Here is a 17,481-nt window from a genome sequence, read left to right as displayed (position 1 = left end):
AAATATGCTGTATTTATAGTGGATAAGTATCAGGGCGGTAGCAAAACGCAAGTGCCACTAAGTTATCCAAACTTCAGGTTAAGTACAATATGAACTTTCTTAAAGATATTTCAGCTGATTTAACTGAAGAAGTTTTTGAAATGGTACTCTCTCATCCAAACATCCGAGTTGAACGAATAGTATCAAACGGTCATACCTCCCCAAGCTCTGGATACTACGACCAAGACGAAAATGAATGGGTATTGGTATTACAGGGCTGTGGTGAATTAACTTTTGAAGGCGATAGCAAGGTAACCTTAAAGGCTGGTGATAGCCTTAATATTCCCGCACATCAAAAGCATAAAGTGAGCTACACCGACACTTCAGAGCCCACTATTTGGCTCGCTATTTTTTATTAAAATGGCATTTACCTCAACTCAGTCTAAATGAAATTAAAGTCGCCAACGAACACTTGGCTATCGTTGGATACTTCAGTAAACCACTCTTTTAGACTCTCAATTGCTGCGGTCGTTTTTGCTGCGACCGTATCGCGGTGCGGTGTCACTGCATACACACTATATTCCCTTAGCGACCAGTCAGGACACAGTCTTTTTAGCCTGCCTGATGAGAGGTGATGCCTAATTTCTGGCTCTGGTAATACGCCATAACCGATGCCATCTAAGGTGAGCTGAATGCAAGCCTGCATATTGTTTACCATAAATCGTGCAGCAGGTAGCGCTACTTGCTGGTGGGTTTGTAGATGGCTTAAATGGTAAGGATTCTGTTTGCTACTAGTATGGCCGATGAGCGCATGTGGCGCTAAGCTATCGGGATGTTCAATATTGAGTTTTGATAAAGGATGATGGCAACTTACGCATGGAATTAGCTGCCAGTCAGCAAGATGACGGGCGATAAGGTTTGAGTCCTGTAAAGGGCCTATACAAATAGCTAAGTCGACGCCTTCAGTGATGATGTCGATGGGCTCGTCGGTTAGGATCAAATCAACTTTGATTTGTGGAAACTGTTCACTTAAGTAACGCAGCGGCTTACTGAGTAACCCTCCTCCAAACCCGATAGGGGCAGAAATCTTCAATATGCCAGATGGCGTATGTTGTAATAACTCGAGTTCATGCTCGGCCTGCTCTGTGGTTTGTAGTATTTGTATCGCAGAGTTGTAATAAATAGTGCCCGCTTCGGTGAGCGTGAGGTTACGGGTATTTCGATTAAATAAGCTCAGACCTATATCTTGCTCCAATTTGCTGATCTGCTGGCTGACAGCCGAGGTGGTCATATGCAATAAGTCAGCGGCTTTACTCATACTGCCAGCTTCTACCGTTTTGGCGAACACTTTGAGTCCGCGAGTCAATTTCTGATTCATTGTTAAGACCTGCTTAAAATACCTTTAAGAAAAACCGCATTGCTCCAAAATACGCAATCATCATACCATTACAAATGAAAATAATTGTTATTTATCTTGTATTCTATCATGGAGGTTTCTCGATGTTGATGGCCTGTCGTAGTTTGGCGCCACTCTCTTTAGCTGTTGCAGCTGCCCTGCCTTTTTCCTCACTTGCACAAAGTGATGCAAAATCAGAAATAAAAGAAGAGGTGGATGTGATCGTCGTATCCGCTTCTGGATTTGAGCAACTGCTAAAAAATGCGCCGGCGTCCGTTAGCGTTATCAATCAAGAAGCGCTTCAGCAGCGCTTTTATCGAGATCTTACTGATGCCATGACAGATGTTCCCGGAGTTGTAGTAACTGGAGGCGGAGACAGGGAAGATATTAGCCTTCGCGGCATGGGCAGTCAGTACACGCTTATTTTAGTCGACGGGCAAAGACAAAGTTCGCGTGAGACTCGGCCAAATAGTGACGGCCCTGGTGTTGAAGGTGCATGGACGCCTCCTGTTGCTGCCATCGATCGTATCGAAGTTGTGCGTGGGCCTATGTCTTCGCTGTATGGCTCTGATGCAATTGGTGGTGTAATTAACATTATCACTAAAAAAACGCCTGAACAGTGGCATGGAGAAGTCAGAGTTGATGCAACCAGCCAGGAGAGCAGCCGCTCAGGTGATATATATCAGGCTAATTTTTTTGCTGCAGGCTCGCTAATCAAAGATACCTTAGGGGTACAAATCTACGGCCAAACTACGCACAGAGACGAAGACGAAATCGTGTCTGGCTTTAGAGGTCGCGATGCCGACACGCTGAAGGTAAAGCTGGCCTACACCCCATCAGATGAACACGAATGGTTATTGGATTATGGCATTGCCTCACAAACGCTTGATGCAACACTCGGTAAAACGGTTGCACCACTTGCACCAGATGAGTCGTGTGGCCGCCGTGGTTGTCCTGAGTCCACTACAACCGAATACGATAGTGAGTCAATCTCTTTGACGCATAACGGTTACTGGTCATTTGGTAGTTCTCGTAGTTATTTAAAACATGAAGAGTTTGACAATAAATCCCGCGAGATGACGGTTAAAAACCTAGATTTCCAGTCTCTTTGGACGTTACCGCTTGGTGAGTCTCATACCAGCTCAATCGGTGTTGCTTATCTTAATGAAGATTTGACCGACAAAACCAGTAATCGCATTAGTGATTTGCAGCAAGTCGACAACGATCAGTGGTCGGTATTTGCTGAGGATGAGTGGCGTATCGTTGAACCATTTGCCCTGACTATGGGACTACGCTACGACAAAGACGGTAACTTTGGCGGCCATCTTAGCCCGCGCTTATACGGTGTTTATACTGCATCAGACGCGGTGACGGTTAAAGGAGGGATATCAACCGGCTTTAGAGCGCCGAACTTACGTCAAAGTACGGCAGCGTGGGGTCAAGTGAGCCGTGGTGGCAATATTTACGGTAATCCAGATTTAAACCCTGAAACTTCGATTAACTATGAGCTAGGTGTGTACGTTGAGCTTGCTAAAGGGGTTAGCACCTCCGCAACGGTATTTTATAACGAGTTTGACGATAAAATTTCACGGGTGTCGTGTCCACTAACTCAATGTACGGACGGCCCTAACGAGTTTGGCTCGTTACCGACAACTTATGTCAACGTTGATGAAGCCGTAACCCAAGGGGGTGAAATTAGCTTCTCGGGTCAATTGACGGAAAAACTAACGCTTAGCGCAAACTATACCTACACAGATTCGGAGCAAAAAACTGGAGTGTACGCTGGTAGCCCATTAAATCAGTTACCTAAACATCTGTTCCAAACGTCGCTTAATTATCAGTATTCGGATGAGCTAAACACGTGGTTACGCTTTCATTATCGTGGTGAAGAAAGCCAGCCGGTAACAGGGCCTTCGCAAAGTAGCTTAGTCGCACCTTCGTACAACCTAACCGATTTAGGTGCAAATTATCAGCTGAACGAAGCGATCAAGCTTGGGTTTGGGATTTACAACCTCTTCGATGAAGAAATTACTGAAGCAGAATACGGCTACTTTGAAGACGGTCGTCGCTATTGGGCTTCATTGGCGTGGAGCTTTTAATGACACGAGTTCGCTCAGTGGCTAAGTCGTCGAATCGACGACTTAAAAAGCTGTTTGATTGGCGCACTTGGCATTGGATGAGCTCTGCCGTGTGTTTGGTGGGCATGCTGCTATTTGCCGTGACTGGGATCACCTTAAATCACGCAAGCCAGATAGAAGCTGCACCTACCACATATGCTAAAGAAGCGGTGCTGCCAAGTGCTCTGTTGACCCAGCTTAACGCGGCAGCAGAGCAAACAGCGCTGCCACGCAGCTTTCAATCTTGGTATCAGTCACACACAGGTACGGCGTTACCTGCACTACAGCAAGTGCAGTGGAGCGAGTACGAATTGTATGTTGCGCTGCCAAGAGCTGGTGGTGATGGCTGGTTTAGCGTCGCCCTTGATAGCGGTGAGTTTTATCAAGAGATCACAGATCGTGGTTGGCTATCATACCTTAACGATCTTCACAAAGGACGTAATACAGGATTTGCATGGCGTATGTTTATTGATGTGTTTTCAGTAGCTTGTATAGTGTTTTCGGTTACAGGATTATGGCTTTTATACAAGCATTCACGAGGAAGAAAGTCGACTTGGCCGCTCGTCGCAGCAGGCTTTGTATTACCTGTTCTAGTCCTGATGGTACCCGTGCACGCTAAAGCTGATGAAGTTGAAATCACTATCCCGCGTTTAAACGTCGCGGAATATCACCCACCTTACATAGCAGTATGGCTGGCGAACAGCAAACAACAGCGAGTTGCCGATATTGCCGTTTGGTATGACGTAAACATGGCGGATAAAGAAGGTGAAAAGTGGCTAAAAGACTTACGCCTATGGTGGCGTAGAAGCGGCCGTAGCCTATCCATGCCTGTAGACGGCGTGACTGGTGCGACAAGGCGTCCAGGTACGGCAAAGATTGATTTAGCCCCTTGGCGCAACGAGTTTAAAGCTTTACCTGCGGGTGAGTACACGCTGTTTGTCGAGGCTGCTCGTGAGCTTGGAGGTCGTGAAGTATTGAAACTGCCAGTGACCTTACCTATCACTGCACCTGTCACTGTGATTGCAGAAGGTAAATCTGAACTCGCTACAACAATTTTAACAATGGAGCCTTAATCGTGAAAATTTCAACGTTAGTTTCTGGTGTCTTAGTTGCCTTAGCCGCATATAGCCCGTTAAGTGAAGCGCACCGAGTATGGATCAAGCCAAGTACCACCGTGGTGTCTGGTGACAGCGAATGGATCACGTTTGATGCTGCCATCGCCAATGGGATCTTTAACCCAGATCATTATGCTTATCCACTAGAGCGTCTATCTGCACTGTCTCCTTCTGGTAGCAAGGTCGAACTTAAGAACGCCGCAAAACTTAAGTATCGCAGTGTATTTGACATTGAGCTCAATCAGCAAGGCACTTACAAAGTGTTTAATCAAAGTCGCTCGCTGGTGGCGCGCTGGACTGATGAAAACGGTAAAAAGCACTACTGGCCAGGACGCGGAAAAACTGGCTCAGTAGAGGCCTTTAATAAAGAAGTACCAAAAACGGCAAAAGATTTAAGTGTGACCGACGTTGCAAGACGATTAGAAGTATTTGTAACTTTGGGGGCACCCAATAACACTGCGCTTAAGCCAACGGGCAAAGGGCTAGAACTAAACCCGGTAACTCACCCTAATGACTTGTACACCGGTGAACCCATTACCTTGCAATATACGATGGATGGTGAACCTGCCAAGGATGCAGAAGTGATAGTGGTACGCCAAGATGAAAAGTACCGTGACAACAGTCAACCAAGCAAATATACAACGAATGCCAAAGGTGAAGTGACGCTAACGCTATCTGAGCCAGGTATGTATTGGTTTGAAGTGGAATATGAAGACGACAAAGCACAACTACCTGCTACAAAGCGTGCCGGCAGCTATGTCACTACCCTTGAGGTATTACCGTTTTAACCCATGGTCCCCATGTGGTTTGAGACGTGCAGTCGTCTCAGCCCATTTAATTTAGTGGTCATAACAGAGACGCCACTAAGTGCCCAAAGGGGGAGGCGTTCCTTCCTCCCCCTTTTCTTCCTTAGTTGACTATTGCTCACACAGCGGTAGTGCTTTTATGTTGGTAAGTTGAGCGCAAAAATGCTCATTGTGAGAGACCAGTATAAATCCACAAGGAAGCTGATTGAGCATGATAGCCAGCTCCTGCTGTGCTTCTAAGTCGAGGTGATTGTCGGGTTCATCAAGCAGTAAAAAACCTTGCAGTTGCACTACTAACACAATCGCGGCTTTCATTTTTTCACCACCACTTAGTTTCATGATAGGCGAAGATATTTTATCTAATTTAAGGCCAACGCTTGCAAAGCTGGTGATGATATTATGATGTGGTGTATCAAGTAAGCGCACGGCAATGTCTAAAATACTATTGCCTTGCTCAAGCCAAGCACAATGCTGATCTAAGTAAATACATGTTGTGGGGCGCTGAATTTCTCCACGCTTTAACTCTAGCTTACCGGCAAGGGTTTTAAGCAAAGTGGATTTTCCGATGCCGTTATCTCCTGTTACTCTGAGTTTTTGTGTTGTATCCGCAAAAAGGTTTAGTGTCTTTTCTGGTCCAAAGCACAGTTCGGCTTCACATAAGCGGATTTTTTCTTTCGCTCTAGTAGTGGTATTAAAGTGAAACTGCTGTTTGTCTTCTCGATAATACACTGCACTTTCTTTCACTCTATCTTGAGCTTGCTGAATTTTATGGGTTTGTCCGGCATGACGCTTACTTCCTCTGTCTGACTTAAAGTCAGCAACCAGTTTACTTTGGCTACCAGCGCGCACTTGTGCTTTCCCTTTATTGGCTTGCCTTTGATATTGTAAACCCACTGCAATCAAAGCATGTTTAAGTGCTTTTTGCTCTGCGCGATTTGCTAAATGCTGTTGTTTTTGTCGGGTCTGGGTTTGAAGTAACGCCTCTTTAAAAGCGTTAAATCCATGTGAGTGATGAGTTAGTTCCCCCTGTTTTAGGTGAAGTATATGGTCGGCTTCATCCAATAAAATGGGATCGTGTGTGACGACAACCACACCATGTTTGTGGTGCTTTAGCTGTTCAGCTAACCAGTGCTTATTGTTGCTGTCCATATGATTGCTCGGCTCATCCAGTAATAGAATTGCTGGCTGGGATTGTAATACTTCGATATAGGCTCGCATTTTTGCCCCTGGACTTAGCTGCGTAAAGGGGGTTTCCAAAGTGAGTTCTAGCGGCGCAAGTGCTGCTTGCCAAGTTGATTCTAGCTGCCAATCATCTGCGATTAAGTCAAAATCGTGCTCAGAGGCTAACCCCTGATGGGCGCGATGCAGTGCTGCTAATTTTTCTTCAAGCCCAAGTAGCTCTGAAACGTGACTAAAACGGGTATTCGAATCTTGTGGAAGATAAAAGGACTCCCCCTGAGTCAGGCGCTCGCCCGAGGTTAGAGGCTGTTCACCGGATAGGGCTTTGAGTAAGTGTGATTTGCCCGCCCCATTAGGGCCTGTTATCGCAATAAATTGTCGCTCTATTGTTAAGTCGACATCGCAAAATAAACATTGGCCATTTGCAAGGATAAAACTTGCCTGCTTTAACTGTATCCAAGGCATAATTACTGCTCCTAGTTGCAGCAGTGCAAAAGGCTAAAGGCTAAAGGCACAAAGACTCGTAAAAGCCATAAACAGTAAAATAGAAAATGAGAGTCTATAGATTAGTCTGAGAAGCCTCAACGATAACCATAAGCCTTGCACTGAAAATTAATAATAAGTTCGTCAGTTACAAAGGGCTTAGTTGTTCATTGTAATGGCAGCTCCTAATAAGGGGAAAGTGGACGAATATAAATAGTACTCAAACGATATTTTGCAGACACTTAGATAAATGTCAAGAGCTTGATAGTATGCCTAGTCAAAAGGTTGTGATATTACACAGTAAGGCGCTTGCAGACACTACCTGATGTTAATAGTTTGTATTTCCCTTTTGACTAATTAGTAGGAACTGTATATTTTAAATTGATTGCTAATACGGAGAAGGGATCTGATGAAAGCAATTGCAGGAAAGGAAAGTGCTGTGAGCTTTATCGAAAATTATGAATTTGATGAGGCTGTGCTCGCGTGGTTTGATTGGCATGTGGAAACTCATTTTGGGCAAAGGTTATCTGAAAAGGAAATACAAGTAGTTGTTGAAGGGTTAAAAGACTACTTGATATTTACCATCATTTCGCCTCATAAAGTGGCCGCTGCAAGCAAGCTGGTTGACGAACTGTTTCATGCTTTTATTTTACATACACATCAATACGCGTCCTTTTGCGAGGGGGTTGGGCAGTTTATTCACCACTACCCAGTGCGCAAGCGCGAAGTACGTGGTCATCAAACTCCATTAGAAAATATCGAATATAACGAGCATTATCAGGCAATTATTAGAACATACTGTCTTGCTTGTCAGGCTTCAGACCTAGATCCCCTCACAACAACGCAAGTCCCTTATTTATTTCAAGTTGACTCACTGTTACCAAAAGAACATGCGGTCTTGTTTGATATTCAGTTTTTTCAATCTGTGCTACCAAAACTTGGGGCGCACCATTTTATGATCAACGAGTAAAGGAGATATACATGTCATATTTAAAAAATCGAGCAAAAAGTAACAAAGCGGCTCATGCTCAAGTAGTGATAGAATTAGTAAAAGCTGAGAAGTTTGCAGACGTTTGTTTAGCTGGTGTATGGCCTAGAAAGTAAACGCTTTGAGTTTAAAGCAAGCTTATTTTTATGGACATACTCGAAAAAATTGTAGCCCTAGAACAAGGGCTACATACACCGCAAATGCGCAGTGATATTGAACGGATCTCGGATTATATTCACGATGAATTTTATGAAGATGGCCTATTTAGCAAAGGGATGACCAAAGCTGATATTCTAACGGGGTTAAAGCATGAAGACCTTAGCAAGCATAAAATAGTCAGTGAGGATTATAAATTGGTGTCTCAGAGTCGTACACAGGTGATCATTACATACATCTCAGCACTTGAGAGTGCTCTAGGTGAGAGATCATACCATGCCCAGAGGCACTCTACTTGGTGTCGCTGCAGTGATGATAAGTGGCGTCTGATAAGTCATAGTGCAACATTGATATAGTCACATAATGTGTTCATCTAATACCAATTAGCCTTAATACTTGCTGCGTTTGAAGGAGTAAAGTTGATGCTAACAGCGTTAAAAATTTCTTATTTAAACTGAGTTCTGTTTAATCAATAACTGGAGTATAAAAATGAGCAAAGTAGCTAAATATAAGCGCTTTAGGCAAGAGCTGGGGCAATTGCTTGCACAATACAAAGGCTATGGGTTTGTACTTGGTTTTCTGCTAAACCTCAGTATTTGGCATATCGCATCTCAGTTTGTTGCTGCTCCCTTTGTCTCCAACTTTTGGAATCAAGTGTTTGTTTCCTTGCTCTTTTCTGCGGTTTTTTGCCTGCGTGCAGAGCGAAAACTAACTTAATTTGTTTACCGAAAAGAAAGGCACAACACTCATGTGCCTTTTTACTACAGCGCAGCTACAAACAATATTGTGAAATGATCTTATACACTTGGTTGATATTGTCGCCTGCTTTAAATTCTTTACTAATTGGTGTTGGATCTGAGCCGATCCAAATTTTTAATTCCGCATCAAGGTCGAAGTGACCCGCAGATTCCTTGCTGTACTTCGTAATTTTGCTATACGGGATGCTGAGCATTTCTACTTTGCTACCAGTCATGCCTTGTTTGTCGATTAAAATTAGGCGTTTATTGGTAAAAATAAATAAGTCGCGGATCACCTTGTAAGCTTGTGCAACTTCTTCTCCGGTGATAAGTGTATCTTCTAATAACTTATCAACTTCGTTACTGTCTACTTCGCTCGCATTACCAAGTAAACCACTTAATAGTCCCATTATTCTTCTCCGTTTGATTTAAATTGCTCTTAGGCTGAACACACAATAGTTATCATTGCTAAGTGAATTAATGATGAAAGTGACAAAACCAGCATAGAAAAGCACGCTGATTTTGCCAAATTAATAACCCGAGTTTAGCGTAATAAGTTAGCTTATATCTCTTATCAAACAAATTTTGCCATCGCGAAAAGCAAACTCTGAGCGGCCTTGCAAGGAAATGCTTTGCCCTGCTTTCATGCCATTGGCTAAGTCTTGGGCTAATTTTGCTTTGTAGGTCACATCAACAATAAACAGATCGTTGTCTTGCGTGGCGGCGGTTAAAGATTGAGTGCGTTCAGAAAATACCTTTGCGGACTGATTTGCTAAGTCAGCAAACTCCATTTTACTGGTTGTACGTGTTGTAATTTCACCATTGGCGAGGTTTTCAAACACAACATCATCGGTGAGCAGGGTTAACATTCCCTCTATATCAAATTGATTGTAGGCTGAGATATAGTTTTTAACTAAGGTTTCCATCGTTCCTCCTTGGTATATCAGGATAATAACTCAGTTATAATAACTTAGATCGGTTTGTTCAATTTCGCACACTCTTTTTACCACTTTGTGCTGTGCCATCAGCCGCATAAATCGTCCCAAATTAACATAGTCCTTTGGCGCGGTATTGAATCCACTTGCCCAATGAGCCAACATAAATAAATAATAATCACAAAGCGTGAGCTGCTCACCAACTAAGTAGGTATGTGTTGCTAACTGCTTGTCGATGAGTGCAAACATGTCGCCGACTCGTTGCTCAGCGACTTGAGACATAGTCTTATTGTTCTTTGGTGACAGCTGATACTTTTCAGGATAAAAATACAGCATGAGCTCTGGCTGAACTGTGGTGGTTAAATAAAAAAGCCACTGATAAAATGTGGCTCGCTGTGAGGTTGGGATGAGCTGGCCTTCAGGGTGCTTTTCGCATAAATGCAAACAAATTGCTGCACTTTCAAAGATGACCTCATCGCCGTCGACTAATGTTGGGATCCGTCCTGTTGGGTTGAGTTCTAAATAGGTCGTAGACTTGTGTTGTTGTGTTTTTCTATCGACTAAGAGCAGTTTTTTCTCTAGTTGTAGGTGCTCAAGTACAAGGTGTGGTGCCCAACTGGCATTACGCGGATAGTAATACCAATTTGACTTAATACTTGCTCAATTTGAAGGAGTAAATCTGACGCTAACAGCGTTAAAAATTTCTCATTTAGAACAACTAAATAGTAAAATTTTTGCCTCGTTATCGACAAGATTTTCTTGCCTCAAAATAGACCACTTAATTAAGAAAATTGGTATAAAATAACTGATACATCTTTTGCTATTCCTTGATGCTACTTTTAATTTGCGTGTGGCTGGTTTTCATCCCGATAGTTACAACTTTTACAGAGGCTGTAAACCATTATTTTGCTTTTAGCAGGGAGAATTAAAAATGTATATTGGCAAGCTATCTGAGCTAACTGGGTTGTCAGCCAAAGCTATTCGCTTTTACGAAGAGAAAGGGCTTATTCCTACGCCTGAGCGAGTTGGTAAGTATCGTGTTTATTCGCAAGTGGATGTCGACCTGCTGTTGTTAATAAAAGAAGCAAAGTTGCTTGGGGTGTCGATTAAGCAATTACAGCAGGTGATTAAAATTGCAGGGCGGCAAGTTAACTGGTTCGAAATCAACACATTTCTAGTCGAACTTAAAGCTGCTTTCATAAAGCAAATTACAGAGCTTCAGCAAAAGATACAGCGTATTGAACACTGCATCGTATCGCTCGATGAATGTCCACAGTTAACACCATGGCAGCCACAGGTAGAGTAACTTGACTCTCCCGTTAAGGGGAGACAGTACAATCGTTTCTTAGTCACTGGATAAGGAAACGAAAATGAAAAAGATACTGTTACTGAATGGTAATCCCAAAAACAAAAGCCTGTGTCATGCGCTCACCACAAGTTACGCTAGAGCAGCAAGCACTCAACATCAAGTGCGTAGAATGGACCTCCATGAGATGCACTTCGAAGTCAATTTGATGTATGGCTATGAAGCGAACCAAGTTGTAGAGCCATGCCTACAGCAATTCCAACAAAACCTACTGTGGGCAGAGCATATTGTAATAGTAAGCCCACTTTGGTGGCTGGCGTTACCAGCTAAGCTTAAAGGGCTAATCGATAGGACATTACTCCCCGGGTTTGCTTTTAAATACAGTGAAACAGGTACTGAAGTTGAAAAGCTTTTACCGAATAAAACAGCAAGAGTTATTCTAACCTCTGACGCGCCGCAAACGCATTTGGAACAGGCTGCTGAAGGACTAATTACTCAGCTTACACATGGAACGCTCGGGTTTTGTGGCATAGCACCAACGCAATACACGTTATTTGGCCCTGCCCATTTGGCAACTTCAGAGGTCATTGATAACTGGCTAAGTGAAGTGACAAGCTTAGCCGTACGGGGGGAGTGAATAAGAAAACATAACTTCTATTACTAAGCTTATTTTAAATCAAAATTTGCAACGCCGAATGTTGCTATCTTTTACATTAAGATGGCAACTTGGGCGAAGTGTATGCGAATTTGGAGTTTATTGCTTTTTGCGTTTCCATTATTGGGAATTGCAAATGAACCAATTTTGCCACTTGAGCCTATAACGGGGCTTAATGCGGATAAAGTAAGCTTAGGTAGAGCGCTTTTTTTTGATAAGCGACTTTCTCGAGGAGATCAAGTCAGTTGTGCATCATGCCACCAATTGCCCAGTCATGGTGCAGATGTAAAGCCCCTTTCCAGAGGAGTTAATAACGCGCTCGGTGAGCTAAAAACTCCCACTGTTTACAATGCCGCTTTAAATATTCGTCAAGCGTGGGATGGCCGCGCACAATCGCTGTATGATCAGGTTGACTCTCCTATCTTAAACCCAAAAGAACATGATATGACTTGGCCAGAAGTCGTCGCTAAGTTAAATCAAGATAAAGTGTTGGTCGCACAGTTTGCTAAAGTGTACTCGCGAGGAATAACCCCGCACACAGTAAAAGATGCGATAGCGACTTTTGAAGAGTCGTTAATTACGCTCAATGCACCGTTCGATTTATGGCTCAAAGATAGCAGCGTAAAATTACCTGAGTCGGTAATCGCGGGCTACGAGCTATTTAAGCGCTATGGTTGTATTAGTTGTCATCAGGGACGTAATGTTGGCGGTAATATGTTTGCCAGAATGGGTACGTTTGGTGATTATTTTGGCGATAGGAATACACCAATTAAAAAAGCGGATTTTGGCCGTTTTAACGTTACTGGAAATGAGCAAGATCGCTTTGTGTTTAAGGTGCCGAGCTTGCGACTCGCGAGCAAACAAGCGTACTTTTTTCATGACGGTAGTCATACAAGTTTAGAGTCGGCAATCGAGGCAATGGCCAGGTACCAGCTTGGCAGAAAAATCCCTGACACAGACATGCAGAAGTTAGTTGCATTCATTAATAGTTTAGCTGGACATCATCACGAAATGGATTTGGAAAGACAAAATGAGGAATAAAGCTTTTATTGGTGTACAAGCATTATTGCTGTGTGCACCGATTGCGCTTTTTGCGTATTTTTACTCGCAACAAGAAATAAATAGTCATGTGCATCAAGCTCGAGTTTCACTATTGATTGAAGCAAAAAGCATAGATGCCAAACTTGATGCAGCGGTACTGCAAATGTTGAGTGCGCAGCTCAATCAATATGATGAGTTAGCGCAACTTGCACACGCCATTGATGAGCTAAACACAACCCAGAAGCATGAGCTATTTAACCATACAGATCCAGATGTACTGCGGCAATATGAAGCGTATCGGGCGTTATTGAGTGAAAAAGTATTACAAGTTGAGTCGATAAAAACAGCTGCTGCCAGTATTAAAAACAGCTTGCTCTACCTTCCTGAGTTAGTGAAAGAGCTCGAACAAAGCGACCCCGAACTTGCAACAAAGGCTAATCGAGCGCTTGCAAATTTAATGCTTGGGCAGCTATATGAATTTGCTATTGAATCTATCCCACATATTCCATCTGAAAGTGACGTAGCAAAGCTAATTTATCAGCATTTTAATGTCGCGGTGACAAGGAGTGTAGAGTTAAAGCAGGCAAGGCAACGGTTTCTCAATTTACCCAGTAGCGATACTTTCACTGCGCTTTACAGTAGTTACAATCGTTACCATAGCCAGACATTAGAAAAAGCCAAACAACAAAATGAACTACTATTGACGCTGGCAATTGTGCTGTTCTTATTGCTTATTGTGTTTGCAAATCGTTTATATGCAGCTAAACATAAAATTCTAAGCACCAGCAGAACATTATCTGACGCTGTTGCGCGCCTGACGGAGGGGTTTGCATTATTTAGCCGCTCTGGCAATTTACTGCTTTGTAATAGCGCTTGGTGTGAACACTTTGCTGTTGAAGACCAATCTTCCATGCCCCGTAAACTAGAACAATGGCAGCATCAATTTGGTGACATATTCAACGCTGACTCCAATTTACATCAAACAGCTTTGGGTACTTGGCTTCAAATAAAGCAAACAAAGACGCACAATAATGGGCAAGTATTTGTCAGTGTTAATGTATCCCCCTTTAAACAAGCTGAAGAAGAGCTAAGAAAGTGGGGCCATGCAATTGAACAAAGTCCTGCTTCTATCATTATTACCGATCCAAGAGCTCGAATTGAGTATGTGAACCCTAAGTTTGAGCAAGTAACAGGTTACTCACTTGCGGAAATAAAAGGTCAGACACCGAAGGTGTTGGGGTCTAAACAAGGCTTTACAGACTACAAAGCACTGTGGCGAACTATCAAGCAAGGTAAAGTTTGGCGCGGAGAGTTTTTTAATCGTCGTAAGTCAGGTGATTATTATTGGGAATATGCCTCAATTTCTCCGATTAAGAATCAGCAAGGGGAAATAATTAATTTTATCGCGATTAAAGAAGACATAACCGCACAGAAAAGTGCAAGCGCACAGCTCAAAACTGCGGCAGCGGTTTTCAATGCGACGCAAGAAGGGATCATGACAACAAATGCTAAGTTGGAGATCACAGCCGTCAACCCCGCATTCACCAAAATCACAGGATACGAAGAACATGAAGTATTAGGCCAACGGCCAAATATTCTGAGTTCAGGAAAGCATGACAGACATTTTTATGACCAAATGTGGAGTACGCTGAATACCCAAGGTCAATGGGCAAGCGAAATATGGAATAAGCGCAAAGATGGTACGCTGTATCCAGAATGGTTAGCGATTAGTGTGGTTTATGACGATAAAGGATTTGTACAGCAGTATGTGGCTATTTTGTCTGATATGACAGAGCGTAAAGCCCAAGAAGAACAAATTGAATACCAAGCCTATTATGATGTGCTAACCGGATTGCCAAATCGAACGTTGTTACTTGAACGAATTGAGCAAGACATCAAAAGAATGAGTCGCACAAAACATCAAAGTGCGGTGCTATTTATTGATTTAGATAGATTTAAACGCATCAACGATACCATGGGGCACGAAGCGGGTGATGTATTGCTTATCTCTGTTGCAAAACGGTTAAATGAATTACTGCGCAAAAGCGACACATTAAGCCGCTTTGGCGGTGATGAATTTGTGCTGCTGCTTAGCCAAATTACACACCCAGATCACGCAGCACAAGTTGCCGACAAAATCGTCAAGGCATTGAGTGAGCCCTTTGTCATTAATGGGTTTGAGGTTTTCACTGGCGCAAGTATTGGGATCGCAATTTTACCAGGTGATGCAAAAGATCAAAAAGAGCTGCTAAGGCTGGCAGATTTAGCGATGTATAAAGCCAAAGAGGCTGGGCGGAATCAGTACCATTTCTTTGCGCAAGAGATGCAGCAGCAGGTTAATCGCCGAGTTGAATTAGAACAACATCTGCGAGTGGCGTTAGAACATAAAAAGCTCACCGTACATTATCAGCCCATAATAGATATTGTGACAGGCCAACTATATGGCGTAGAGGCCTTAATGCGTTGGCCGACTGATTTTGGTCAATATATCTCACCCGCAGAATTTATTCCTGTGGCTGAAGAAAGTGGTCTGATAGCACCTTTGGGGGAGTGGCTATTAGGACAGGCCTGTGGAGATATTCGTAGGCTTAATAAAGCCATCGGACTCAATTGCTACCTGACGGTAAATGTATCGAGTCAACAATATCGGTTAGGCTTTAATGCCACTATTATTAAGCAAATTATGCAGCAATCAGGGTTTCATCCTGAAAATCTGACCCTTGAAATTACCGAAAGCATATTATTAGAAGACGATAAAGCCGTTACTGAGTGGTTACAAAGTTTGCGAGCAACTGGCGTGAATTTAGCCATTGATGATTTTGGAACGGGTTATTCTTCGCTGAGTTACCTCAAACGCTTTCCAATCAATACATTAAAGATAGACAGAGGGTTTATTCAAGATATTGATCAAAACCAAGATGCCGCGGTTTTAGTCAATGCAATATTGTCTATGGCAAAAAGTCTTTCATTAAAGGTGATTGCAGAAGGTGTAGAGCAGCAAGGTCAGCTGGACAGTCTAAAAAACTTGGGGTGTCAGTATGTTCAAGGGTACTTATATGCAAAACCAATGGCAATTGAGGGCTTGATCGAATGGGTCGAGCGCTTCACGCTGATTTCAGAGCGAACCTGCCATAAGTTGTGGTTGGATTAAAAGGTTTTATTGGGGGAAGTATTTATATAATTAATTGTGAATATTTAGACCTTGGCTGACACATTTTTGTATATTTGCAATGTGTTAGTTGAGGTTTCAGATGAACAGAAAAGAAGAACAAGAAGTTAGACGTAAGCTTAAGATATTAAATCACGCGAAAGAAACCAGAAACGTTAGTAAAACCTGCCGCTATTGGGGATATCCAGAGATACGTTTTATCGTTGGAAAAAAGATTATGCAGCTAAAGGAGAAGCAGGTCTAATTAACTCCAAGCCATGCCCTGAAAACCCAGCTATTCGAGTTGACCCTATCATCGAAGAAAAAATCTTATATCTGCGTAAGAACTATCACTTTGGGCAAGCTAAAATCAGTTGGTATTTGGCTCGATATCATGGACTTAAAGTCTCTATCTCAGGTGTTTATAGTGTGTTTTGTAGGCATGGGCTTAATCGCCTACCTCAGAACTTAAAAACTCGGCAAGTTAAGTCCGTAAAACGATATGAGAAACAAGTTCCGGGTCACCATGTTCAAGTAGACGTAAAATTTCTTACCTTCAAAGATAAATCGGGTAAAAAAGTTCGTAGATTCCAATATACGGCTATCGATGATGCTACACGTATCAGAGCATTAAAAGTCTATGAAAAACACAACCAAGCATGTGCTATCGACTTTATTGATTACGTTGTTGATAAGTTTCCTTTCCGCATAAAAATGATACGTACAGATAACGGTCACGAGTTCCAGTCTAAGTTTCATTGGCACTGTGAAGACCTTGGTATGCAGCATATATATAAAGCCTGCTAGCCCCAATCTCAATGGTAAAGTTGAGCGCTCTCACCTGACTGATAAACGAGAATTCTATCAGCTATTAAACTATAAAGGAGATGTTGATTTAGAAGCTAAATTGGCTGAATGGGAGGCGTTTTACAACTACCATAGGCACATGGTGGCTTGAAAGGGAAAACGCCTTATGAGATTCTAGTTTCGAAAATGAGAGCTTGATCATGGCTTGTCAGCCGAGGTTTAGAGAGCCACAGATTACGCCAAAATCGTTTGGTACTTATACCGTCAGTATCCCTTGGTAATCACACTAATTCAGTTTAGAGTTAGTTGAATTAGTTCAGACAAGATCTGACATTTTGATTTGAAAAATTGAGAGTTACCCGTTTTGATAAAGGTGTCGAATCTTTGCTCAAAACAACTAAGGAGTAACTCTCATGTTACATACTAACAATCCAATCATTAAACACAAAGCTGGCTTACTTAATTTAGCGGAGGAATTAGGTAACGTTTCTAAAGCCTGTAAAGTTATGGGCGTCTCACGAGATACATTTTATCGCTATCAGGAATTAGTTGAAGATGGTGGTTTGGATGCTCTAGTAAATAAAAGCCGTAGAGCACCAAATATAAAAAATCGAGTTGATGATGAGACTGAAA

Annotated in this window: 18 protein-coding genes and 1 pseudogene; 14 read left to right on the top strand and 5 right to left on the bottom strand. The window is 42.6% G+C overall.

Features of this window, described 5'->3' with window-relative positions; genetic code table 11:
* Positions 1 to 89: 89 nt before the first annotated feature.
* Positions 90 to 398 carry a cupin domain-containing protein gene (locus F9Y84_RS16510; RefSeq protein ID WP_147389169.1) on the top strand — a complete coding sequence of 103 codons (309 nt, stop codon included), beginning with the start codon at positions 90 to 92 and terminating at the stop codon, positions 396 to 398.
* A gap of 23 nt (positions 399 to 421) precedes the next feature.
* On the opposite strand, the gene F9Y84_RS16505 is transcribed toward F9Y84_RS16510, so the two are convergent.
* The gene (locus F9Y84_RS16505; RefSeq protein ID WP_147389170.1) at positions 422 to 1,357 is read right to left on the bottom strand and encodes a LysR family transcriptional regulator; all 936 of its coding nucleotides are present in this window, start codon (positions 1,355 to 1,357) and stop codon (positions 422 to 424) included.
* A 122-nt stretch (positions 1,358 to 1,479) separates the two neighbouring features.
* Here F9Y84_RS16505 and F9Y84_RS16500 point away from each other — a divergent pair, with 122 nt between their 5' ends.
* The 3 genes from F9Y84_RS16500 to F9Y84_RS16490 are packed head-to-tail and all read left to right on the top strand — an operon-like array spanning position 1,480 to position 5,395.
* Positions 1,480 to 3,474 (top strand): ligand-gated channel protein, encoded by a 1,995-nt coding sequence (locus F9Y84_RS16500; protein WP_147389176.1) that lies wholly within the window; start codon positions 1,480 to 1,482, stop codon positions 3,472 to 3,474.
* Entirely contained in the window at positions 3,474 to 4,565 is a 1,092-nt protein-coding gene (locus tag F9Y84_RS16495) for a PepSY-associated TM helix domain-containing protein (RefSeq protein WP_147389171.1), read from the top strand. Before F9Y84_RS16500 ends, F9Y84_RS16495 begins: the two co-directional genes overlap by 1 nt.
* A 2-nt stretch (positions 4,566 to 4,567) precedes the next feature.
* Entirely contained in the window at positions 4,568 to 5,395 is an 828-nt protein-coding gene (locus F9Y84_RS16490) for a DUF4198 domain-containing protein (RefSeq protein WP_147389172.1), read from the top strand.
* A 129-nt stretch (positions 5,396 to 5,524) separates the two neighbouring features.
* Here the strand turns inward: F9Y84_RS16490 and F9Y84_RS16485 are convergent, their stop codons facing one another.
* Positions 5,525 to 7,057: an ATP-binding cassette domain-containing protein gene (locus tag F9Y84_RS16485; protein ID WP_147389173.1), complete on the bottom strand. Its 1,533-nt coding sequence runs from the start codon at positions 7,055 to 7,057 to the stop codon at positions 5,525 to 5,527.
* Between the two features lie 427 nt (positions 7,058 to 7,484).
* Here F9Y84_RS16485 and F9Y84_RS16480 point away from each other — a divergent pair, with 427 nt between their 5' ends.
* The 4 genes from F9Y84_RS16480 (at position 7,485) to F9Y84_RS16470 (ending at position 8,936) form a co-directional block, all read left to right on the top strand.
* On the top strand, positions 7,485 to 8,045 hold the full coding sequence (locus F9Y84_RS16480) for a glycine-rich domain-containing protein (RefSeq protein WP_147389174.1): 561 nt from the start codon (positions 7,485 to 7,487) through the stop codon (positions 8,043 to 8,045).
* 11 nt (positions 8,046 to 8,056) lie between these two features.
* Positions 8,057 to 8,179: a hypothetical protein gene (locus tag F9Y84_RS22480; RefSeq protein WP_263972643.1), complete on the top strand. Its 123-nt coding sequence runs from the start codon at positions 8,057 to 8,059 to the stop codon at positions 8,177 to 8,179.
* A 30-nt stretch (positions 8,180 to 8,209) separates the two neighbouring features.
* The gene (locus F9Y84_RS16475) at positions 8,210 to 8,575 is read left to right on the top strand and encodes a nuclear transport factor 2 family protein (protein WP_211091672.1); all 366 of its coding nucleotides are present in this window, start codon (positions 8,210 to 8,212) and stop codon (positions 8,573 to 8,575) included.
* Between the two features lie 133 nt (positions 8,576 to 8,708).
* Positions 8,709 to 8,936, top strand: coding sequence for a hypothetical protein (locus tag F9Y84_RS16470; protein WP_125251250.1), 228 nt, complete (start codon positions 8,709 to 8,711; stop codon positions 8,934 to 8,936).
* A gap of 55 nt (positions 8,937 to 8,991) precedes the next feature.
* Here the strand turns inward: F9Y84_RS16470 and F9Y84_RS16465 are convergent, their stop codons facing one another.
* The 3 genes from F9Y84_RS16465 to F9Y84_RS22560 form a co-directional block, all read right to left on the bottom strand.
* A complete protein-coding gene (locus F9Y84_RS16465) occupies positions 8,992 to 9,366 on the bottom strand; it encodes a PH domain-containing protein (RefSeq protein WP_125251249.1) in 375 nt (124 codons plus the stop codon).
* 147 nt (positions 9,367 to 9,513) lie between these two features.
* Positions 9,514 to 9,882, bottom strand: a complete 369-nt coding sequence (locus F9Y84_RS16460; RefSeq protein WP_125251248.1) for a nuclear transport factor 2 family protein — start codon at positions 9,880 to 9,882, stop codon at positions 9,514 to 9,516.
* A 30-nt stretch (positions 9,883 to 9,912) separates the two neighbouring features.
* Positions 9,913 to 10,545, bottom strand: coding sequence for a glutathione S-transferase family protein (locus F9Y84_RS22560; RefSeq protein WP_147389175.1), 633 nt, complete (start codon positions 10,543 to 10,545; stop codon positions 9,913 to 9,915).
* Positions 10,546 to 10,822: 277 nt separating this feature from the next.
* On the opposite strand from F9Y84_RS22560, the gene F9Y84_RS16450 reads away from it, so the two are divergent.
* The 6 genes and pseudogenes from F9Y84_RS16450 to F9Y84_RS16425 all read left to right on the top strand — a co-directional run.
* Positions 10,823 to 11,197 (top strand): MerR family transcriptional regulator, encoded by a 375-nt coding sequence (locus F9Y84_RS16450; protein WP_147391302.1) that lies wholly within the window; start codon positions 10,823 to 10,825, stop codon positions 11,195 to 11,197.
* Between the two features lie 64 nt (positions 11,198 to 11,261).
* Positions 11,262 to 11,834 (top strand): NAD(P)H-dependent oxidoreductase, encoded by a 573-nt coding sequence (locus F9Y84_RS16445; protein ID WP_147391303.1) that lies wholly within the window; start codon positions 11,262 to 11,264, stop codon positions 11,832 to 11,834.
* A gap of 102 nt (positions 11,835 to 11,936) precedes the next feature.
* Positions 11,937 to 12,893 carry a cytochrome-c peroxidase gene (locus F9Y84_RS16440; RefSeq protein ID WP_147391304.1) on the top strand — a complete coding sequence of 319 codons (957 nt, stop codon included), beginning with the start codon at positions 11,937 to 11,939 and terminating at the stop codon, positions 12,891 to 12,893.
* Complete coding sequence (locus tag F9Y84_RS16435) at positions 12,883 to 16,044, top strand: EAL domain-containing protein (RefSeq protein ID WP_147391305.1); 3,162 nt, start codon at positions 12,883 to 12,885, stop codon at positions 16,042 to 16,044. Before F9Y84_RS16440 ends, F9Y84_RS16435 begins: the two co-directional genes overlap by 11 nt.
* Positions 16,045 to 16,144: 100 nt before the next feature.
* Positions 16,145 to 17,046: pseudogene (locus F9Y84_RS16430) on the top strand (IS481 family transposase).
* 215 nt (positions 17,047 to 17,261) lie between these two features.
* Positions 17,262 to 17,481 (top strand): helix-turn-helix domain-containing protein (locus F9Y84_RS16425; protein ID WP_168756755.1); only part of this gene is annotated, 220 nt, incomplete at its 3' end.

The organism is Pseudoalteromonas peptidolytica, assembly GCF_012641745.1.
Classification (GTDB): domain Bacteria; phylum Pseudomonadota; class Gammaproteobacteria; order Enterobacterales; family Alteromonadaceae; genus Pseudoalteromonas; species Pseudoalteromonas peptidolytica.
The sequence above is the reverse complement of the archived record's forward strand: the minus strand, read 5'-3'. Positions and strand labels throughout refer to the sequence as shown.